A 20840-nucleotide genomic window follows, 5' to 3' on the forward strand; every position below is an offset into this window, starting at 1 on the left:
TATGCCCCTTCAAGAGCTAAGCCATTAAGAGTGCCGGAGATAAGCGCCGGATGGGGCCGGAACCCTTAAGCCTGTATTGAACAGACTTAAGGGTTTTTCTTTTCCGGGCGCGTAAAAAACTAAGGTCTGTCAATAACCGCCGGCATGTCGTCAGCCGTATGATTATTCAAAATACGGTTAGCCAGCACCCCTGACATCATCGATCCGTTAACGTTCAGTGCCGTGCGGGCCATATCAACGATAGGTTCGATGGCAATAAAAATACCGACCAGCGCAACGGGAAAATTCAACGTCGACAGGACAATCAGCGCCGCGAACGTACCACCGCCGCCGACGCCGGCTACGCCAATAGACCCTAGCGCAATGGCAGGCAACATCGCGGCCAGAAAATGCAGCGAGAGCGGATCGATGCCGATGGTGGGCGCAATCATCGCTACCATAATAGCCGGATAAATCCCGGCGCAGCCATTTTGCCCCATACTGGAGCCAAACGAGGCGGAAATATTGGCAATGGTGCTTTGTACGCCAAATTTTTCCTGGGCGGAAATGGCCAGCGGGATAGAGGCTGCGCTGCTGCGGGAAACAAACGCAAAGGTTAAGACGGGCCAGACCATTCTGAAATAACGCGCTGGATTATTACCGCTGAGGATCAGCAAGATGGCATGCACGATAAACATCATAAAAATCGCGATGTAACAGGCACCGATAAAACCAAGTAAGCTGGCGAATTGTTCAAAGTGGTATGATGAAAATACGGTAGTCATTAATGCCATGACGCCATAGGGCGTTAATGCAATAACGATACGTACCATCTTCATGACCCATATCTGAATAGCGTTAATGCCTGCGCTTAATTTCTGACCTTCTTCCGGCGCCTCTTTTTTGACCTTTAACAGAGCGATCCCCGCTATTAGCGTGAAGATAACGATGCCGATAACGGAAACACTTCTGGCTCCCGTAAGATCAAGAAAAATATTAGTCGGGATCAGCGATGTCACTAACTGGGGAATCGACACCGCGGCAGTCTTATTGACTTCTTCTGTAGTTAACATTGACGGCATGTGCACAAAAGCGCTGGCGTCAAGCCCCAGCACATGAGCGGTCAGTAATCCGATAAAACCGGCAACCATCACCAGGCATAACATGCATCCGACGATCGTCAGCGACATTTTTCCGATGCCGGCACTATTTTCCAGTTTATTGATGGCGGAAAGAATAGAAATAAAAATTAGCGGTATAGCGACCAGTTTTAGCAGGTGGACGTAACCATTGCCGACGATGCTATACCATTCGATAATAGTTTTAGTGTGATTTGCTGAAATAAAATGCAGGGATAAACCAATAACAGCCCCTAAAAAGATAGCGATAAAAACGCTTTTCGACAGGGAATCGCTTTTTTGATTAATTCTCAAGATGACCCACGAGAAAACCAAAAAAAGTGCGATATACGCGAGCGTAACAACCATATTTTAAGCCTCTTGCCTCATTCAGCACCTGAAATGCCGGAAAGAGTTTACATAAACCTATAGCTCAAACTGAGTTATAGAACCGCAGCGGATTATAAAGAGCGCAACGCCAGGTATCCATACAAAAAATGGGGTTCTGACCTCGCCGCCCGGCAATGTCGACAGCCTATTAATTAAATAGTCATTTTCTATACATCTTTTCGTTTTTGACCTGCCAGAACGGTTAATGTCTTATAAATCATTACTTATCAAAATGTTAAGTGGTTTTTTGTCTGTCGTATGACCTGGCGGACAGGGTCTATGCTTAATAAAAGGCGCTCAATATGACCATTTGTTGGAAAGCCCCTGCGGTTAAGGGGTTGAAGTGATAATCATTATCACTAACATGCTGTTATATCCTGGTGATTTAGAACGCGAGGTAACTCTATGGAATTGCATTCAGACACGTTTAACCCGGAGGACTTCCCCTGGCAAGGGCTGACGCTAACGCCAGCGGCGGCAGCGCACATACGTGAACTGGCAGCAAAGCAGCCGGGCATGTTGGGCGTGCGGTTAAGCGTAAAACAGACGGGATGTGCCGGATTTGGCTATGTTCTGGATACCGTTCGGGAGCCGGATAAAGACGATCTGGTTTTTGAAGCCGAAGGCGCAAAGCTTTTCGCACCGTTACAGGCGATGCCTTTTATTGACGGAACAGAAGTGGATTACGTACAGGAAGGGCTGAACCAGTTATTTAAATTTCATAACCCCAAAGCCCAGAATGAATGCGGCTGCGGTGAAAGTTTTGGGGTATAGGCGGTACTATGTCTCGTAACACTGAAGCAACGGAAGAGGTCGGCATCTGGACAGGCGGACGCCTTAATTACAAAGAAGGATTTTTCACGCAACTACCCACTGATGAACTGGCAAAAGGCATCAGCGAAGAGGTGGTGCGCGCGATTTCCGCAAAGCGTAACGAACCTGAGTGGATGCTGGAATTTCGTCTCAATGCCTATAGAGCCTGGCTGGACATGGATGAACCGCACTGGCTGAAGGCGTACTACGATAAACTGAACTATCAGGACTACAGCTATTACTCTGCGCCATCATGCGGAAACTGCGACGATAACTGCGTTTCCCAGCCGGGAGCCGTACAGCAAACGGGCGCGAATACCTTTTTGAGTAAAGAGGTTGAAGACGCCTTCGAGCAACTTGGCGTTCCGGTTCGCGAAGGGAAAGAGGTCGCCGTCGATGCGATTTTTGACTCGGTCTCCGTAGCGACCACATACCGTGAAAAACTGGCGGAACAGGGCATTATTTTCTGTTCTTTTGGCGAAGCGATACACGATCACCCTGACCTGGTCAGGAAATATCTTGGCACCGTCGTGCCGGGGAACGATAACTTTTTTGCCGCGCTGAATGCGGCAGTCGCTTCCGATGGGACATTTATCTATGTTCCCAAAGGCGTGCGTTGCCCAATGGAGTTATCCACCTATTTTCGCATTAACGCCGAGAAAACCGGTCAGTTTGAGCGCACGATTCTGGTGGCGGATGAAGGCAGCTATGTGAGTTATATCGAAGGCTGCTCCGCGCCCGTACGCGACAGTTATCAGCTCCACGCCGCGGTAGTGGAAGTCATCATCCATAAAGATGCTGAAGTAAAATATTCCACCGTACAAAACTGGTTCCCGGGCGACAACAACACGGGCGGCATTCTGAACTTTGTGACCAAGCGGGCGTTGTGCGAAGGGGAAAACAGCAAGATGTCGTGGACCCAGTCGGAAACCGGTTCGGCGATTACCTGGAAATACCCGAGCTGTATCCTGCGCGGTGATAATTCTATCGGCGAGTTCTATTCCGTTGCGCTGACCAGTGGACATCAGCAGGCTGACACCGGCACCAAAATGATCCATATCGGTAAAAACACGCGCTCAACCATTATCTCAAAAGGCATTTCTGCCGGCCACAGCCAGAACAGCTACCGTGGGCTGGTAAAAATTATGCCGACGGCAACCAACGCCCGAAATTTCACCCAATGCGACTCCATGTTGATTGGCGCGGACTGCGGCGCGCATACGTTCCCGTATGTTGAATGCCGCAATAACAGCGCGCAGCTGGAGCACGAGGCGACAACATCACGCATCGGTGAAGATCAGCTTTTCTATTGTCTGCAACGCGGCATCAGCGAAGAAGACGCTATTTCGATGATCGTCAACGGTTTCTGCAAAGACGTTTTCTCGGAACTACCGCTGGAGTTCGCCGTTGAAGCGCAAAAACTGCTGGCGATTAGCCTTGAGCACAGCGTCGGTTAATGATGAAGGAAAAACCATGTTAAGCATTAAAGATTTACAGGTCAGTGTGGAAGAAAAAGCGATTTTGCGTGGCCTGAATCTGGAGATTCGCCCCGGCGAAGTTCATGCCATTATGGGGCCGAACGGTTCCGGGAAAAGCACGCTCTCCGCCACTCTGGCGGGACGTGAAGATTATGAGGTCACCGGCGGCTCGGTTACGTTCAAAGGTAAAGATCTGCTTGAACTGTCGCCGGAGGAACGGGCGGGCGAAGGGATTTTTATGGCCTTCCAGTACCCGGTAGAAATCCCCGGCGTCAGTAACCAGTTTTTCCTGCAAACCGCGCTGAATGCCGTGCGCGCCTACCGCGGGCAGGCGTCGTTGGATCGCTTTGATTTTCAGGATCTGATGGAAGAGAAGATCGCATTGCTGAAAATGCCGGAAGATTTGCTGACCCGTTCGGTAAACGTCGGTTTTTCCGGCGGGGAGAAAAAGCGCAATGATATTTTGCAAATGGCGGTGCTGGAGCCGGAACTGTGCATCCTTGATGAGTCGGACTCCGGACTGGATATCGATGCGTTGAAAATTGTGGCGGAAGGCGTCAACGCGTTACGCGACGATAAACGCGCTTTTATTATCGTGACCCACTATCAGCGCATACTGGACTACATCAAGCCCGATTACGTCCACGTCCTCTATCAGGGGCGAATTGTCCGTTCCGGCGATTTTACTCTGGTCAAACAACTGGAGGAGCAGGGTTATGGCTGGCTTACCGAACAGCAGTAAAGCGCTACAGCAATGGCAACATCTCTTTGAAGAAAAAGGAGAAAGTCGAACTGAGCAGGCAAGACAACATTTACAACAGATGTTACGTCTGGGATTGCCGACGCGTAAACATGAAGACTGGAAATACACGCCGCTGGAGGGCTTAACCCATAGCCAGTTTATCCAGCAGTGTGCGACTATCAGCGCCGCACAGCGTGATGCGTTGGCGCTGCAAATCGATGCCGTGCGGCTGGTGTTTGTCGATGGTCGGTTTATGCCAGAGCTCAGTGATAGCACGCAAAACAGCGGATTTGACGTAAGCGTCAGGGATGAGCGCCAGACGCTTGCCGCGCCGGTACATCCCGAGGTTTTTCTGCATCTGACGGAAAGCCTGGCACAATGTGTCACGTATATACAGGTACGGCGAAATCAGCGTCCGACCAGGCCGCTACTGTTAATGCATATCACGCAGGGCGTGGATGGCGACGAGCTGAACACCGCGCATTATCGCCACCATCTGGCGCTGGCGGAAGGCGCGGAAGCGACGGTTATTGAGCATTATGTCAGCCTTACAGCGGCAAAACATTTTACCGGCGCGCGTCTGACGATGAACGTTGCAGACAATGCGCAACTGCGTCATATCAAACTGGCGTTTGAAAATGCGTCCAGCTATCACTTTGCGCATAACGATCTTCTGCTGGCGACAGACGCCTCGGCGTTTAGCCACAGTTTTCTGCTGGGCGCCGCAGTACTACGTCACCACAGCAGCTCACAACTGAATGGTGAAAACGCGACGCTTCGACTGAATAGTCTGGCGATGCCGGTGAAAAATGAAGTCTGCGATACGCGGACATGGCTGGAACATAACAAAGGCTACTGTAACAGCCGCCAGTTGCACAAGACCATCGTCAGCGACAAAGGACGCGCGGTCTTTAATGGCCTGATTAACGTGGCGCAACACGCCATTAAAACCGACGGTCAGATGACCAATAATAACCTGTTGTTGGGGAAACTGGCCGAAGTCAATACCAAACCGCAATTAGAGATCTATGCCGATGACGTGAAGTGCAGCCACGGCGCGACGATCGGGCGTATTGACGATGAGCAGATGTTTTATCTGCAATCACGCGGCATCAGGCAGCAGGAGGCGCGGCACATGATTCTTTACGCGTTTGCCGCAGAGTTAACGGAAGCTATCCATGATAGCGCCCTTAAACAGCAGGTGCTGGCGCGAATCGGCCAGCGACTGCCCGGAGGCCTGGTATGACATTTCCTGTAGAAAAAGTACGGGCGGATTTTCCCATACTGCAGCGTGAAGTTAACGGCCTGCCGCTGGCTTACCTGGACAGCGCAGCCAGCGCTCAAAAACCTAATCAGGTGATTGATGCTGAATCTGCCTTCTACCGTCACGGCTATGCTGCGGTACATCGGGGTATCCATACGTTAAGCGCGCAGGCGACCGAAAGCATGGAGAATGTGCGTAAGCAGGCGTCGCGGTTTATTAACGCCCGCTCCGCAGAAGAACTGGTGTTCGTGCGCGGTACGACGGAGGGCATTAACCTTGTCGCCAACAGTTGGGGAACGGAAAATATTCGCGCCGGGGATAACATTATCATCAGCGAGATGGAGCATCACGCCAACATCGTTCCCTGGCAGATGCTGTGCGAGCGCAAAGGCGCTGAACTGCGCGTGATCCCATTGCATCCTGACGGTACGCTGCGGCTGGAGAGCTTAGCTGCGCTGTTCGATGACCGGACCCGACTGCTGGCCATTACCCATGTTTCCAATGTGCTGGGGACGGAAAACCCACTGCCGGACATGATTGCGCTGGCGCGCCAGCATGGGGCGAAAGTGCTGGTGGATGGCGCCCAGGCCGTGATGCACCATGCTGTTGACGTCCAGGCGCTGGACTGCGATTTTTACGTTTTCTCCGGCCATAAACTTTACGGGCCGACCGGCATCGGCATTCTGTATGTTAAAGAGGCGTTGCTGCAAGAAATGCCGCCGTGGGAAGGGGGCGGGTCGATGATCTCGACCGTCAGCCTGACGCAGGGAACGACATGGGCGAAAGCGCCCTGGCGTTTTGAGGCGGGAACGCCGAATACTGGCGGCATCATCGGTCTCGGCGCGGCGATTGATTATGTGACGTCGCTGGGACTGGATAAGATTGGCGATTATGAGCAGATGCTGATGCGCTATGCGCTGGAGCAACTGGCGCAGGTGCCTGATATCACGCTATATGGCCCGGCGCAGCGGTTGGGCGTCATCGCGTTTAATCTGGGTAAACACCACGCTTACGACGTCGGCAGCTTTCTTGATAATTACGGTATCGCGGTACGAACAGGGCATCACTGCGCAATGCCGCTCATGGCCTGGTATGGCGTGCCGGCAATGTGCCGGGCTTCGCTGGCGATGTATAACACCCATGAAGAAGTGGACCGACTGGTGGCAGGATTAACGCGTATCCACCGCTTATTGGGATAACAGTGAGGTTTTATGGCTGCTCTACCGGATAAAGAAAAATTGCTGCGTAACTTTACGCGTTGCGCTAATTGGGAAGAGAAATATTTATATATTATTGAGTTGGGGCAGCGCCTGGCGGAGTTAAATCCGCAGGATCGTAATCCGCAAAATACGATTCATGGCTGTCAGAGCCAGGTGTGGATCGTGATGCGGCGAAACGCCAACGGCATTATCGAATTGCAGGGCGACAGCGACGCGGCGATCGTTAAAGGCCTTATGGCGGTGGTATTTATTTTGTACCACCAGATGACGGCGCAGGATATTGTGCATTTTGATGTCCGGCCATGGTTCAAAAAAATGGCGCTTACGCAGCACCTCACGCCTTCTCGTTCTCAGGGGCTGGAAGCAATGATTCGCGCAATTCGCGCTAAGGCCGCCACTCTTAGCTAAACTGTACAGACAGCGTTCTACCTGATGTCAAATCCTTTGTCGGACGGCGACGTCGCTTTATCCAGAGTGGACAGAGCGTATATTTTGTTGTTCTGATAAGCGAAGCGCTACCAGTCGTCGCAGAGGGCATCACCAGGAATACAGGAGGTTTGGTATGAAACGTGCGTCTTTCATTACGCTAACTATTATCGGCGCGTATAGCGCGTTACAGGCAGCCTGGGCGGTTGATTATCCATTACCGCCCGAAGGCAGCCGTCTTATTGGTCAGAATCAAACCTATACCGTACAGGAAGGTGATAAAAACCTGCAGGCTATCGCCCGGCGTTTTGATACGGCGGCGATGCTCATTCTTGAAGCGAACAATACGATTGCGCCGGTGCCTAAGCCCGGTACGCTAATTACCATTCCCTCGCAGATGCTATTGCCGGATGCGCCCAGGGAAGGCGTTATCGTCAACCTCGCGGAGCTACGGCTGTATTATTACCCGCCGGGAGAAAACCGCGTTCAGGTGTATCCCATCGGCATCGGTTTGCAGGGACTGGAAACTCCCGTCATGGACACCCGGATAGGGCAAAAGATCCCCAACCCGACGTGGACGCCGACGGCGGGCATACGCCAACGTTCGCTTGAGCGGGGGATCACGCTGCCACCGGTGATCCCTGCCGGGCCAAATAACCCGCTGGGACGCTATGCGCTGCGTCTGGCGCACGGTAATGGGGAATATCTCATTCATGGCACCAGCGCGCCGGATAGCGTGGGTCTGCGCGTGAGTTCCGGTTGCATTCGCATGAACGCGCCGGACATCAAGGCGTTATTTGCGCAGGTCAGAACGGGGACGCCGGTAAAAGTGATTAACCAGCCGGTGAAATTCTCTGTCGAGCCGAATGGCATTCGTTATGTAGAGGTACACAGGCCGCTATCGCCGGAAGAAGAGCAAAACGTGCAGACGATGCCCTACGTGTTGCCTGCGGAATTTACCGCGTTCAGAAACGCACAAGGGGTGGATAGTCGCCTGGTCGATAAGGCGCTATACCGGCGAGCCGGGTATCCAGTCAGCGTGAGCGCCGGGCAGACGCCAGCGGTAAATACGACCGCAGTCGAATCCGCTCAGAACGGTTTTGTCGGAGAAGAGGGGCAAACGCGCGTCACGCAGTAGCCTTCGCAGCAAACGACGGACAAAAAAATGGCGCACGATGTGCGCCATTTTATATCGTGCGTCAAATTACTTACGGACGTGGGATACTACTTTGTTGTCCAGACGCTGGTTCGCGCGAGCTGCGTCGTCTTTAGCAGCCTGAACGTCGGAACGCATTGCATTTACGTCATTACTCAGTTGCTCAACTTTAGCGCTCAGCGTCTGTACATCGGAAGACAACTGATCGATTTTAGCGTTGCTTGAACAACCTGCCAGTAACGTGGAACCCAGAACTACTGCACCTAAGATCAGCTGGTTAGTACGGTTCATAACAATAACATTATACTTTGTGTGGTTATGTGGGTAAAAAAAATGGCGCACGATGTGCGCCATTTTTATTACGCAGGTACTATTACTTACGGTATTTAGTAGCCTGGTTGTCCAGACGCTGGTTAGCGCGAGCTGCGTCGTCTTTAGCAGCCTGAACGTCGGAACGCATTGCGTTTACGTCGTTGCTCAGCTGGTCAACTTTAGCGTTCAGAGTCTGAACGTCAGAAGACAGCTGATCGATTTTAGCGTTGCTGGAGCAACCAGCCAGCAGAGTAGAACCCAGGATTACCGCGCCCAGTACCAGTTTAGTACGATTCATTATTAATACCCTCTAGATTGAGTTAATCTCCATGTAGCGTTACAAGTATTACACAAACTTTTTTATGTTGAGAATATTTTTTTGATGGGAATGCACTTATTTTTGATCGTTCGCTCAAAGAAGCATCGAAATGCATGAAAGTCCCTAAAAAACCGAAAGAAAACAGGGGGCTTCCATCGGATTCTTCTTAGATAATCCGCAATTAGATAGTAAAATCCGATTTGATTTTTTTATTAATAGTGGCTATCGATTAAATAAAAAAAGCGCCGGAAGGGCGCTTTTTTAAACAAATTAATTCACACAACAATTATTACAGTACGTGAACAGAGGCGGTGTTAGTGGTGCCGCTTGGAACCAGCGCGCCGGAGACCATCACTACGACGTCGCCTTTCTGGGCGAGGCCGCTTTGCAGGGCGACATCTTTGCCCAGACGGTAGAAATCATCAGTAGAATTGATTTCTTTCACCAGCTGCGATACCACGCCTTTGCTCAGTACTAACTGACGGGCGGTCACTTCATTGGTGGTCAATGCCAGGATGGTGGCGTCCGGGAAGTATTTACGCACGGCGCGAGCGGATTTACCGCCCTGGGTCGCTACCACGATCAGCGGCGCTTCCAGTTTTTCGGCGGTTTCTACCGCGCCGCGGCATACTGCTTCCGTAATGCGCAGTTTACGGCTGTCGTTGTTGTAGTCCAGACGACTGTTCATGACGCGGTCGGTACGTTCGCAGATGGTCGCCATGATAGAAACGGCTTCCAGCGGGTATTTCCCTTTTGCGGATTCGCCGGACAGCATAACCGCATCCGTACCGTCGAGGATGGCGTTCGCAACGTCGCCTGCTTCTGCGCGGGTCGGACGCGGGTTTTTGATCATAGAATCCAGCATCTGAGTCGCGGTGATCACGACTTTACGTGCGCGGATACATTTTTCGATCATCATTTTCTGCGCAAAAATCACTTCTTCAACCGGGATTTCTACGCCCAGGTCGCCACGCGCAACCATGATGCCGTCGGAAGCTTCGAGAATTTCATCGAAGTTGTTCAGGCCTTCCTGGTTTTCGATCTTAGAGATAATCTGGATATTTTCGCCGCCGTGAGCTTTCAGATGCTCGCGAATTTCGACAACGTCAGAACGTTTACGGATAAAGGACGCCGCAACAAAGTCAACGCCCTGTTCACAACCGAAGATCAGGTCCTGTTTGTCTTTTTCAGCCAGCGCCGGCAGAGCAATAGAAACGCCCGGCAGGTTAACGCCTTTGTTCTCGCCCAGATCGCCGTTGTTCAGCACCTTACAAATGACTTTATTGCCTTCGATGGCGGTCACTTCCATACCGATCAGACCATCGTCAACCAGGACGGTGTTGCCAACGCTCAGGTCGCTGGTGAAGCCTTCATAGGTGACGGCAACGATTTCATTATTACCGACCACGGATTTGTCGGTGGTAAAAGTAAAGGTTTGGCCCGCTTTCAGCGAAACGTCGTTACCGCCTTCCAGTTTAATGGTGCGGATTTCTGGTCCTTTAGTATCAAGCAGAATAGCGGCTTTTTTACCGGTTTTGCTCATCACGTTGCGCAAGTTCTGGATACGCTGACCGTGTTCTGCATAATCGCCATGAGAGAAGTTCAGACGCATCACGTTCATGCCCGCGTCCAGCATTTTGCTTAACATCTCTTCGGATTCGGTTTTCGGACCGATAGTACAAACAATTTTCGTCTTTTTCATGACAGTCTTAGTCTTTAAGTTGAGGAGGATATGGAAATCTGGCTTCGGGCGCGCACGGCCCGGAAGCTAAGCCTGTGTTGCTAAAGTGATGATGCCTCGCTCTAAGGATAGGTGACATCGAAAGAGCGTGCAGAGGAATGTGTGCTCGCGTTTCAGCCCAACGGGAAGGGGATAATTTTAGTCGTTGAGTTTTACAGTCCAATGCGCTGAAACCATTCAAGAGACAATTGGCGCGCATTATACGCTGAAATTTACAAAAAAGGAAAATGAAAACCCTGTTTCAAAAGACATCTGTGCAGATCCACAACGGTTTGTTATTACGCTGTTTACGATGTCGCTGGCGATAACGCCGCCCGAACAGGGGCGGCGTTGCGCAACAGAGGGTGTTGTTGCGCATAATGTCAATCGAGCAACTTTTTGCCTTCCAGGTCGATGGCGATGTTTTGGTTGTGTGCTTTTCGATAGCACAGTATCGCTATCCCGATGGCCGCCCAGCTAATTCCGAGTATCAGAGCGTGAATGTTCATGTTTAAACAGACGTAGCCGATGACGATCATCCCCATGATCGGCGAAATGACATGGGCGAAAATGCGCCGCTGGGCTTTCATCCGGAAATTGAACAGGATAAACACACACAGGTTCACGACAAAAAAAGCGAAAAGCGCGCCAAAGTTCACCAGCGTGGAGATAGACTCAATCTTGCCGGAAAACAGGTAGCTGAGCAGCAGGGTGACGCCGCCGGTAAACAGAATGGCATAATCCGGCGTTTTACGCGTGGTATGGACGTGAGCGAGGAAGGCGGGCAACATTCGGTCGCGCCCCATTGAAAATAGCACTCTGGACACCGCCGTTTGCGCGGTAATAATGTTGCCGACGGCGCACACAAACGCCACAATGATGGAAAATGCCACTTTGAGCCAGATACCGCCAACGTTGCCGGCAATGGTGAAAAATGCTTCATTCGTCGCATTGCCTTCCGCGAAGCGGTCGACATTACCGGTGGCGAACGCCGCAAACGCCACAACGATAATAAACAGTACCGTCGCCAAAACTAACGCCAACAGCGTTGCTTTACTGACGGCGCGTCCCCCGCCTTCGCTTTCTTCACTTAATGTACTGATAGCGTCAAAGCCGAGAAAGTTCAGCGCAGCCACCGAAATCGCCGTCGCGATGAGCCCTGGGGTGAACCACTGTGAATCGAAAAAAGGCCGGAAGGAAAGCGTTATCTGACTACTGTCCAGCAGCATCAGACGGACAATGAGTAGCACGAAAATCGCCAGAATACCGAGTTGAATAAAGACCAGTAACTTATCGAATTTCGCCGTTTGCTGTATCCCGAGATAGTTGACTCCGGTGCCAATAGCCACATAAATCAACGGCCAGACCCAGACCGGGATTTGCGGTAAAATAGCGTGGACCGCGACGCCGCCCAGCACTGCCACGAGCGTAGGGAACAAAAGATAATCCAGCAGTAATATCCATCCGGTCAGAAACCCTACGGCGGGATTAATGCATACGCCAGCATACGCATAGGCCGAACCCGACGAGGAGATATGTTGCGATAAGGTAGAGTAGCTGTACGCGGTAAAAAACATCGCGATCGCGCCAATAATATAAACCAGCGCAACCATACCGTGCGAAAGATTATAAACGACGCCATAAAGAGAGACTGGCGCGATAGGCACCATAAACACCAGACCATAAAGCACTAAATCGGTAAGAGACAATTTTTTGACTTTTTTCATGATAAATACCTTAATGGCTTTTTATGCCAGATCGCGTAAAAACGCGCTTACCGCTGCGAGGCAGGGCGCGATATTTTCTTCATGCGGGTTATGGCTGCTGCCGGGAATAGTGACCGCGCGGCAGTCTGAAATGTGAGAGAGAAGCGGAGAGACGACGCGCTCGGTTGCCTGATCGTTTTCGCCGCGTAGTACCAGAACAGGACAGCGTATCTGGCACAAATGGGGCGTAATATCCCAGTCGGCAAGTTTGCCATTTGCCGCCAGTTCATTGGTTCCCCATAAAATGTGATAACCCGTAGGGTCGGCGGCGAACTGCGCATTAGAGCGCTGAACATGAACGGCTTCTTCCGCGAGGGTATAAACGTGTCTGGCATAATAAGCGACCAGCTGTTCCGGTGGGTTTTGATAAATGACGGCGGGCATAATGACGTTTTTGATATCGTCATCGGACATTGGCGTCAGAGCGTTAAAGAGCCGTATGGCTTCCTGTTGCCACAGGGCGATACTGGCCGGCGAACTGGCCAGTATCGTCCCGCGAAGCCCGGCAGGCTGTAAGCAGGCGTGCTCTGCGGCAAGCATTCCGCCCCAGGAATGTCCCAGTATCGAATACCCGTGTCCAATACCTAGGTGATGAATTAATTGGGTTAATTGACGGAGATAACGCGCAATAGTCCAGAAAGACGCGTCAGCATGAGGAAAATGCGTTGAACGACCGCAGCCATATTGATCGTAAAATATTACCATGCGCCCGTCATCAGCCAGACGGCGATAATTTAATAAATAATCAAAGCCGCCAGAAGGGCCGCCATGAAGGATAATGAGCGGCGTGAGTAATGATTTTCTGTCTCCATAAATCCGATAGCTTGTCAATATGTTTTCAGAAAACATTTCGCCATAGAGATAAGTATCATTCATATTCTTAATGACTCAGTGTGTGGCAGGGCAGGCGAAATTTATATTCGCCTGGGTAATATTATTTTTTTATTGTGTGTAAAACATTACACCAGAAGGTGGCGTAATGTTCCCATTGCAGAAACTGCGGGCTTCCCCAGTGCGGCGAACAATCACTGGCAAAGCAACATACTTTCCCTTTATGGTAAGTACCCATAACTAACAGTGGATCGCCATTAATTTCAGCAAGGACTTGACTATTTTCTTTGGCGATAAGCTTGTTATAGCCCAACAGCGGCGGCCATTCGCTAAATGGCTGGGTAATAACATGCTCTACCGCAGTATTTACTGCTTTACATCCTTGCGGTAGTTCTACGCGGTCATCTACATCCAGCATATCAACCGGCAATACCTCTGCCAGAACCGTATTTTTATAATTGGCTTTTGCTTCTATTCCCGTAAAGGATAAATACCCGCCGATCATCAACAGACCGCCGCCCTCAGCAACATAATCTGCGATAAGTTGTAATGCATCAGGAATAATGTCCATATTATAAAACGTTCTGTTTTGTAACAGGAACGTATTGCTACCGATATCACTGATGACGATCGCATCATAGCAGGCTAATGCTTCGGCAGTTTGTGGAAAACGAGTTTGCACAATATGGGCAGGCATGTAGTCTACATCGATATTACCCTGGCGCAAGCAGGATAATAAATAGTCTGCGCCTTCTTCATATTTGCTCGATGTAAAGCTATCAAAACCTTTAGAGTGAATCATATGAATGTGCCATGATTCGCCAATAAATAAAATTTTCATTATGTCACCTGTTAATTAATGTTAATGACTTTATTAGATTGGGTACGCATTCGATGTAAAACCTGCAAGTGCTGAGGCATACTCGACGCACCGACTTGTTCCACCGCCAGAGAAGCGAAAGCGGAGGCATATTGAATGGCTGCGACCATATCTGCTTGTCGCGCCAGCGCGGCGGCTAAGGCGCCATTAAAAGCGTCACCGGCCCCAGCAGCATCTTTTACCACGGCGCTCCATGCAGGAATATACAACGTGCGGGCGTGCTCACAGAGCAGAGAACCACGGGCGCCAAGGGTAATGATGACTTTTTTCACCCCGGATTGCAGAATAATATTTCCGGCTTTTTTCGCATCATTAATATCAGTAATGGTTACGCCGGATAAAAAAGAGGCTTCAGTTTCATTCGGCGTGATGATGTCAATATCAGATAATAAATGCGTCACCTGTTTCGTATAGGGGGCAGGATTCAGCATGATCATTTTATTTTCTTGTTTGCCCAGACGAATAAATTCAGTCAACGCTTCAATGTTCGTTTCGAGCTGCATTAACATAACGTCAGACTCGGCGATATAACGGTGTTGCTCGTTAATCTCTTGCGTGGTGAGCATCATATTGGCGCCAGGGTAGATGGCGATAATATTATCGCCATCCACGGCGGAGACATAGATCAATGCGCTACCGGTGGGCGCTTTATCTGTTTGATACGCGCTGTATGAGGTGATGCCTGATTGAATAATATGATTCATAGCAAATGCGCTGAACTGATCTTTGCCCACTTTAAAAATAAAATGTGCCGCAGCGCCGGCATTGTTTGCCGCTAAAGCCTGGTTGGCTCCTTTACCTCCAGGATAGAATCCAAATTGACTGGCCAGAATGGATTCTCCGCTTTGTGGAAACCACGGCACGGTTGCTGAAACATCAATATTGAATGAGCCTAAAACACACACCTTGCCTGCTTTTTTTGGGTTTTCCCGGCGCAGTTTTGCATCCTGATGGATTGGCGTGGCGATAGTGCTGGAGATATCAATCTTATTTTCAGTGATAAGCTTACTCAGCGCGTCACGGTTTAAAATCCCTCCGCCATAGCAACGCTGAAGCATACCTGATTTCTGGAAATAGCGTAGATCGGAACGAATAGTCTCCTGGCTAACCTTATAAAGGTCTGAAAGTTTACTGACGCTAACACTATTATCCTTTATCAGTAAATTAATGATGGCATGACGTCTTTCTTCTTTAAACATATTGCCTCCGGGTAGTGAGTTGAATTGTATTTATGGCAATGTTGTCATGCGGTGAATTCAATCACAGATTATGCGGTCAACCGGAAGTAACCCCAAATGAATGTCAATAATCAGAAGCGCAGCCAATGTGTTAAATATTAATTGCTTACAGAAGGGGAAAATAGTTTTGTGAGTGTTGTCATATATTTTCTATGTAATATGACGGGGTGAACGTAAAATAGTTGGGCTTGCACGATTCAGTGAGTATATGCAGCCGGACAGCGTTCGCTTATCAGTCGCTACCCTCGACGAAATAAGACGATATCGCTCTCCGGCCCGGGGTTATATACGCTCGATTTTTGCCGGCAGCCCCTGACGTACTGCCGCGCCAGAAACCCAGTCGAGCCAGGTGTTGGTAATGGTTCTTGTCGGATCGGCAAAGCCCAGATCGTTAAGATTTATGCCTGCCCTGATTTGTGGATCATACGGCATAGGCACGCCATCCAGAGAGTGCTGCGTTGCGCCCATCTCGCGGTGGCCATATCCGTGTTCGATGGCGATGACGCCTGGCATCACGCCATTTAACAAACTGATTTGCGCCACGACCTGACCGCCCGGCGTAATGATCCGTACCCGATCGCCATGTTGCAGTCCATAACGCTCGCCGTCTTGCGGATTCAGCGCCACCAGGTTTGCTGGCTTCACATGGTGTAAGCGCGGGATGACGGCTGTTGAGCTGGACATGGTATTTGATTTAAATGAAATCAGTTTCAGCGGCCATTGCCCAATGGGAAACTGATCGTCAATCGCACGACCATCTGACAAACGCGCCGGATACCAGACCGGGCAACCGCTGAAGCGCTCCCCGGTGATGGCGTGACGGTGGGCGGCGACATCTGCATTCCAGATCTGTAAGGGTTTTTTCCACGCGTTACCTAACCGTTGCTCCGTATAGCCGCTATCCTCGGGCGCAAACCGGCCGCCACGCGAGTAGATAAACGCCACGCGACCGACCTCATCAGCTTTAAGCGTGTGCTGAATTGCTGGCAGAATGCGGCTGACGCCGGTAAGCGAAATATCTTCCTGATTTGCCAGCGCGACCGGCGTCTTGCCCATAAAGGCGATATTAGCGGCTACGCGCAGATAGAAGTCTTCCGCCCGGTTCAGTGGAAAAGTATTGCCCTGCGGATCGGTTATCGCCCGGTCGCCGAAGCCGGGCAGATGGAGCCGTTTTGCTACCGCAATACAAAATGCTTCCATTGAGACAGGTTGCCCGTCCACCGTTCGGCGAGTGGCGGGGGCGACAACCGGCCAGCGGGCGGTAGTGGCTTTACTGGCTACGCCGCCCCAGGGCGCCGTAAAGCCCCAGCTCTCAAAATTGTGCGTATCCGGCACAATGTAATCCGCCAGCGCCGTCGTTTCATTCATAAAGGCGTCAATCGCGATAAAGAGCGGCAGTCGGCGAGGGTCTTTTAGCTTTTCTTCCGCCACGGCGCGTAGACCGGGAACACCGTAAAACGGGTTGCTCATATTGGAAATCCAGGCTTTAAGCGGATAAGGATAGCCTTCGAGCGCGGAGGTCAACAGTTCGGTAAGCTGGCCTGCCACAAAGGGATACCACGGCGCTTTGGCTGGATAAGGGGATTGCCCGCCGGCAATTTTGTCGCGGTATTCTTCCGATGCTTCATAAGCGGTTTTGCTACGGGCAATACTTAACCCGGACGGTTTCACTTTTCCGGCAAAACTGTTCATGTTGTAGCGGGGGCCGTCGCTAACGCCGTTGAATTTGCCGCCGCCGACAAAGACGCCGCCGGACAAGCTGAGGTTGCCGATCAGCGCGTTAAGCATCATGACCGACCAGGCGTTATAAAACCCATTGCCGGCCATCATGCCGCCGTGACTGATGACCGCAGCTTTACGTCCGTGACTGGTAAAGGTTTCCGCCAGCGCGATAATTTGCGCTTCCGGCACGCCGCACTGTTCGCTGTATTGCGCCAACGAGAGCTTTTCTGCCGCCTCTTTCAGGCGTTGCAACCCGCTCTTCACCGTGACCCGTTGGCCGTCGGCGAGCGTAACGTACTGCGTCACGAAAAGCCGTGCCTGTCGGCAAGTGGACGCATCGACCAACTCGCCGTCGGTATTCAGCATGACGGGGGGCTCTTCGCCATCGGGCGTAAGATGGCGCAGCGTCAGGTGTTGTCCGGCAAGCGTCGGCAGTTCATCCGCAATGACCAGGTGCGTGGCGTTGGTCCAACTTTGCTCGCCGGCCTGCTGCATCGCCTGTACGCCGGGAATCGCCAGATAATCAGCATTATAACGTTGATTATCCATGATCCAGCGGATCATCCCCATTGCCAGCGCCGAATCGCTGCCGGGCATGACCGGTTGCCAGCGACCGCGAGGATCGGCGAGCACCGTTGATAAGGGGAGGGCGGGGGCGACCACGACGTATTGAAAATTCTCACGCAGTCGGGCGCTCGCCAACTGACGTGCCTGGCGTTTAAACGGATTGCCGGACTGTGCCGGGGAGGTGCCCATAAAGAGCGCAAACTCCACGTTTTCCCAGTCGGGTTTGACATGCGGGTTTTTATCCAGATCGCCCATCAATGCCCCGGAGCCGGCCCGGTAAGCCAGTCCACAGTAGGCGCCATGCGCGCCGAAATTCTTGCTGCCGAAGCTATTTAGCGCAAAACGACGCAGAAACGCATCGCGGCCTTCGTCGCTGGTATTCGTGACCAGTAACTGATTGGTTTTGGGCCCGAAACTGGGGTGCTTTGCGTCAATTGGCGTATCCGGCGCATGAATAGCGCGCAGTCCGTCCACATGACCTTCGCCAAACAGATCGCCGCCTTCCACGACTTCTTCAATAAGTTGCTCAAAGCTGATGCGCTGCCATTTCCCTTCGCCGCGTTTACCCACGCGTTTCATCGGTTCAAGCAGTCGTAGCGGACTGTACAGGCTTTCCAGCAGCGTGGCGCCGCGCGCGCAGGCGGTTGAGCGGGCGTCAAGACCGTTTTCTCCCGCCAGTTGCTCCATGGCTTCGCTAAAAGGGACGGACGAGTCAATCGGGTGTTCCTGCGACAAGGGGTGATAGGGATTGCCGGCGATGCGTATCACTTTGCCATCGGCATTAACCCGGGCGCGGATACCGCACTGTGTCCAACAGCCGAAGCATTGCGTCATGGCGATGGTTTGTTGTGGATTTTGCTGCCAGTGTGTTTGCGCCTGCGCCTCCGGAATTAACGCATTGCCAAAGATGCGGTCGCGCGTTACCTTGCCGGACGTCCCGTTTAACAGGCCATCAATTGCGCGTTTCGCCACATCACGGTAGCTCAGACCAAAAGTGACCATCCCACCGACGGCGAGACCGACTTTTAGCCACTGACGACGGGTTAAATTAGCCATGTTGTAATCTCCTGGTGAGTCCGTTCAGCGTTTCACGAATAATAATCAGTAGCGCTATCCACAGGCCGAAGGTGCCGAGAATAGCCAGCCAGCCATCCGTTCCGCCTGGTAACGAGTAAGGGTTAAATTGCGCGTTGAACTTGGGGACGGTTTGTACCTGAATCAACAATGTCCAGCGCATCAGCCAACATAGCGCCAGCGCGCTGAGAACCAGCAGGACGCGTCTTAGCTGTGATAACGGATGGCGTAGCGCCAGGCTACAGAACAGCAGTGTGAATACCCACAGCGCCACCCAGCCGACAGCGTAATATTTGGCTGACAGGGCGACGGTAATCCACTGACGGATTGCCGTGCCGGAAAGCGTATCGCCGCTGACCCACATGGCCACCACCAGCCTCAGCGCCGCCAGCGTCCAGATTTGTCCCCACAATATTTTTGGCAGCCTTACCGAGTCGCGTCGGGCGGCGACAATCATCAGCGCGAAGAACGCCTGTAAGGCGCTAAGAAACATCGCCACGGGGAAGGCGTAGCTAAACCAGATTGGGCGCGCCAGCACAACGGAGACTTCGCGGCCGGTATAAATCAACAGGCCCACCGCGCAAAGCGCGCTGGCTAACGCCAACCATTTTGTGACGTTGTAACTTTTATTGAATAATCGTTTTATTTGCTGCGCCAGGAACCATAGGGCGAGAAAGCCGGTAAACAGCGGCAGAAATAATGCTCCCCAGGGCATCCACGACCAGGGCGTCGGCCAGGCATAGAAATGCCAGACGCGGGCGGTCTGGTGCAGATCCGCCGTCAGCGCCAGCGGTGCGGTAATCGCACAGGTAATGGCAATCAGTAATGCCCGATTTTCTTCTGTTGCGGCGTCTTTTTTCCGCCAGTGAAGATAACAGGCAAACAGTGCGGCGCAGGAGGCAATGCCAATAAAAAAGAAATATTGTACCGCCCACGGCAGCCAGCTAATGTCCTGCGGGTGAGCCAGCACTTCTTCAATGATGAGTGAATGCGTCATTCAGACCTCCTGCCAAAGCGCGGGCTGCGCACGGCCCATTAATGGGGTGACAAAGGCGTCGTCCAGACCAGGTAGAAAACATGGGGCGACGTGCCGTTTTCCGGCTTTAATACCTTGATAGCGTCGCGATGCTGATGAAGCATGGTGGCGATGCGGCTATGGGGATCTTTGATATCGCCAATAATACGCGCGCCGCCGACGCAGGACTCTACGCAAGCGGGTAACAGTCCGGCTTCCAGACGATGGACGCAAAACGTGCATTTATCGGCAGTTTGCGTTTCATGATTGATAAATCGGGCGTCGTAAGGACACGCCTGGACACAATAGGCGCAGCCGACGCAGCGTTTGTTATCCACCACCACAATGCCATCTTCCCGCTGAAAGGTGGCTTGTACCGGGCAGACCGGCACACAGGGGGGGTTATCGCAATGGTTGCACAGACGCGGCAACAGCACATTCGTGACTTCCTGACTACCTTCACGCTGGACCTGGTATTGGTTCACCGTCGTACGAAACGCGCCCTGCGGCGTTTGGTTTTCAATAGTGCAACTTACGGTACAGGACTGACAGCCGATACAACGCCGCAGGTCGATAAGCATGGCGTAACGGTGTCGGGGAGAGCCTTCATGCCGCTCCGGCGAAAAAGGAAATTTCGCTTCAGCCAGCGGAACCAGCGAGGCGCCAGCGGTCAGGACGCCAAGCTGCTGGAGAAATTGCCGTTTACTGCTGTCCATATTGACTCCCGTCCACATTGCCAACAATGAAACATTTGTCACGATGTTGGTTCATGTGTAATGAATAAAAAATGTCGATGATTTACAGTGTAAA

17 protein-coding genes and 1 pseudogene are annotated in these 20840 nt (G+C 51.7%); 7 read left to right on the plus strand and 11 right to left on the minus strand.

Annotation, left to right across the window (positions count from 1 at the left end; translation table 11 throughout):
- Positions 1-119: 119 nt before the first annotated feature.
- Entirely contained in the window at positions 120-1466 is a 1347-nt protein-coding gene (locus tag ACFK9X_RS11090) for an L-cystine transporter (protein ID WP_000261861.1), read from the minus strand.
- Between the two features lie 426 nt (positions 1467-1892).
- On the opposite strand from ACFK9X_RS11090, the gene sufA reads away from it, so the two are divergent.
- The 7 genes from sufA to ACFK9X_RS11125 all read left to right on the plus strand — a co-directional run bounded on the left by sufA (position 1893) and on the right by ACFK9X_RS11125 (position 8568).
- A complete protein-coding gene (gene sufA, locus ACFK9X_RS11095) occupies positions 1893-2261 on the plus strand; it encodes a Fe-S cluster assembly scaffold SufA (RefSeq protein ID WP_000418969.1) in 369 nt (122 codons plus the stop codon).
- Between the two features lie 8 nt (positions 2262-2269).
- Entirely contained in the window at positions 2270-3757 is a 1488-nt protein-coding gene (gene sufB, locus ACFK9X_RS11100) for a Fe-S cluster assembly protein SufB (RefSeq protein WP_000089388.1), read from the plus strand.
- A 16-nt stretch (positions 3758-3773) separates the two neighbouring features.
- Positions 3774-4520 carry a Fe-S cluster assembly ATPase SufC gene (sufC, locus tag ACFK9X_RS11105; RefSeq protein WP_000948902.1) on the plus strand — a complete coding sequence of 249 codons (747 nt, stop codon included), beginning with the start codon at positions 3774-3776 and terminating at the stop codon, positions 4518-4520.
- Positions 4495-5766 (plus strand): Fe-S cluster assembly protein SufD, encoded by a 1272-nt coding sequence (gene sufD / locus ACFK9X_RS11110; protein WP_151116430.1) that lies wholly within the window; start codon positions 4495-4497, stop codon positions 5764-5766. The genes sufC and sufD overlap by 26 nt, the downstream gene beginning before the upstream one ends.
- Positions 5763-6983: a cysteine desulfurase SufS gene (gene sufS / locus ACFK9X_RS11115; protein WP_151116432.1), complete on the plus strand. Its 1221-nt coding sequence runs from the start codon at positions 5763-5765 to the stop codon at positions 6981-6983. The genes sufD and sufS overlap by 4 nt, the downstream gene beginning before the upstream one ends.
- A 12-nt stretch (positions 6984-6995) precedes the next feature.
- Positions 6996-7412 (plus strand): cysteine desulfuration protein SufE, encoded by a 417-nt coding sequence (sufE, locus tag ACFK9X_RS11120; RefSeq protein WP_024158262.1) that lies wholly within the window; start codon positions 6996-6998, stop codon positions 7410-7412.
- Between the two features lie 154 nt (positions 7413-7566).
- A complete protein-coding gene (locus ACFK9X_RS11125; protein ID WP_000817060.1) occupies positions 7567-8568 on the plus strand; it encodes a L,D-transpeptidase family protein in 1002 nt (333 codons plus the stop codon).
- A gap of 66 nt (positions 8569-8634) precedes the next feature.
- Here the strand turns inward: ACFK9X_RS11125 and ACFK9X_RS11130 are convergent, their stop codons facing one another.
- From ACFK9X_RS11130 to ttrB, 10 genes and pseudogenes are all read right to left on the minus strand, one after another.
- Positions 8635-8877, minus strand: a complete 243-nt coding sequence (locus ACFK9X_RS11130) for a major outer membrane lipoprotein (RefSeq protein ID WP_001521603.1) — start codon at positions 8875-8877, stop codon at positions 8635-8637.
- Between the two features lie 82 nt (positions 8878-8959).
- Positions 8960-9196: a murein lipoprotein Lpp gene (lpp, locus tag ACFK9X_RS11135; protein WP_001082307.1), complete on the minus strand. Its 237-nt coding sequence runs from the start codon at positions 9194-9196 to the stop codon at positions 8960-8962.
- Between the two features lie 310 nt (positions 9197-9506).
- Positions 9507-10919 carry a pyruvate kinase PykF gene (gene pykF / locus ACFK9X_RS11140; protein ID WP_000751447.1) on the minus strand — a complete coding sequence of 471 codons (1413 nt, stop codon included), beginning with the start codon at positions 10917-10919 and terminating at the stop codon, positions 9507-9509.
- A gap of 401 nt (positions 10920-11320) precedes the next feature.
- Positions 11321-12664 (minus strand): APC family permease, encoded by a 1344-nt coding sequence (locus ACFK9X_RS11145; protein ID WP_000756089.1) that lies wholly within the window; start codon positions 12662-12664, stop codon positions 11321-11323.
- Positions 12665-12685: 21 nt separating this feature from the next.
- Entirely contained in the window at positions 12686-13579 is an 894-nt protein-coding gene (locus tag ACFK9X_RS11150) for a proline iminopeptidase-family hydrolase (protein ID WP_001000508.1), read from the minus strand.
- A 58-nt stretch (positions 13580-13637) separates the two neighbouring features.
- The gene (locus ACFK9X_RS11155; protein ID WP_000697187.1) at positions 13638-14375 is read right to left on the minus strand and encodes a glutamine amidotransferase; all 738 of its coding nucleotides are present in this window, start codon (positions 14373-14375) and stop codon (positions 13638-13640) included.
- Between the two features lie 11 nt (positions 14376-14386).
- Complete coding sequence (locus tag ACFK9X_RS11160) at positions 14387-15613, minus strand: PfkB family carbohydrate kinase (protein ID WP_000471809.1); 1227 nt, start codon at positions 15611-15613, stop codon at positions 14387-14389.
- Between the two features lie 321 nt (positions 15614-15934).
- A complete protein-coding gene (gene ttrA, locus ACFK9X_RS11165; RefSeq protein ID WP_151116434.1) occupies positions 15935-18997 on the minus strand; it encodes a tetrathionate reductase subunit TtrA in 3063 nt (1020 codons plus the stop codon).
- Positions 18990-20012: a tetrathionate reductase subunit TtrC gene (gene ttrC, locus ACFK9X_RS11170; protein WP_151116435.1), complete on the minus strand. Its 1023-nt coding sequence runs from the start codon at positions 20010-20012 to the stop codon at positions 18990-18992. The genes ttrA and ttrC overlap by 8 nt, the downstream gene beginning before the upstream one ends.
- Positions 20013-20746, minus strand: a pseudogene (ttrB, locus tag ACFK9X_RS11175) (tetrathionate reductase subunit TtrB). It lies immediately after the preceding gene.
- Between the last annotated feature and the right edge of the window lie 94 nt (positions 20747-20840).

Origin of the sequence: Salmonella sp. WC3, assembly GCF_042932255.1 — a bacterium.
Classification (GTDB): Bacteria; Pseudomonadota; Gammaproteobacteria; order Enterobacterales; family Enterobacteriaceae; genus Salmonella; species Salmonella enterica.

What these genes read in the sequence shown, in the direction of transcription:
- ACFK9X_RS11090 (WP_000261861.1), bottom strand. Translation starts at nt 1,466, where the DNA reads ATGGTTGTTACGCTCGCGTATATCGCACTTTTTTTGGTTTTCTCGTGG.
- sufA (WP_000418969.1), top strand. Translation starts at nt 1,893, where the DNA reads ATGGAATTGCATTCAGACACGTTTAACCCGGAGGACTTCCCCTGGCAA.
- sufB (WP_000089388.1), top strand. Translation starts at nt 2,270, where the DNA reads ATGTCTCGTAACACTGAAGCAACGGAAGAGGTCGGCATCTGGACAGGC.
- sufC (WP_000948902.1), top strand. Translation starts at nt 3,774, where the DNA reads ATGTTAAGCATTAAAGATTTACAGGTCAGTGTGGAAGAAAAAGCGATT.
- sufD (WP_151116430.1), top strand. Translation starts at nt 4,495, where the DNA reads ATGGCTGGCTTACCGAACAGCAGTAAAGCGCTACAGCAATGGCAACAT.
- sufS (WP_151116432.1), top strand. Translation starts at nt 5,763, where the DNA reads ATGACATTTCCTGTAGAAAAAGTACGGGCGGATTTTCCCATACTGCAG.
- sufE (WP_024158262.1), top strand. Translation starts at nt 6,996, where the DNA reads ATGGCTGCTCTACCGGATAAAGAAAAATTGCTGCGTAACTTTACGCGT.
- ACFK9X_RS11125 (WP_000817060.1), top strand. Translation starts at nt 7,567, where the DNA reads ATGAAACGTGCGTCTTTCATTACGCTAACTATTATCGGCGCGTATAGC.
- ACFK9X_RS11130 (WP_001521603.1), bottom strand. Translation starts at nt 8,877, where the DNA reads ATGAACCGTACTAACCAGCTGATCTTAGGTGCAGTAGTTCTGGGTTCC.
- lpp (WP_001082307.1), bottom strand. Translation starts at nt 9,196, where the DNA reads ATGAATCGTACTAAACTGGTACTGGGCGCGGTAATCCTGGGTTCTACT.
- pykF (WP_000751447.1), bottom strand. Translation starts at nt 10,919, where the DNA reads ATGAAAAAGACGAAAATTGTTTGTACTATCGGTCCGAAAACCGAATCC.
- ACFK9X_RS11145 (WP_000756089.1), bottom strand. Translation starts at nt 12,664, where the DNA reads ATGAAAAAAGTCAAAAAATTGTCTCTTACCGATTTAGTGCTTTATGGT.
- ACFK9X_RS11150 (WP_001000508.1), bottom strand. Translation starts at nt 13,579, where the DNA reads ATGAATGATACTTATCTCTATGGCGAAATGTTTTCTGAAAACATATTG.
- ACFK9X_RS11155 (WP_000697187.1), bottom strand. Translation starts at nt 14,375, where the DNA reads ATGAAAATTTTATTTATTGGCGAATCATGGCACATTCATATGATTCAC.
- ACFK9X_RS11160 (WP_000471809.1), bottom strand. Translation starts at nt 15,613, where the DNA reads ATGTTTAAAGAAGAAAGACGTCATGCCATCATTAATTTACTGATAAAG.
- ttrA (WP_151116434.1), bottom strand. Translation starts at nt 18,997, where the DNA reads ATGGCTAATTTAACCCGTCGTCAGTGGCTAAAAGTCGGTCTCGCCGTC.
- ttrC (WP_151116435.1), bottom strand. Translation starts at nt 20,012, where the DNA reads ATGACGCATTCACTCATCATTGAAGAAGTGCTGGCTCACCCGCAGGAC.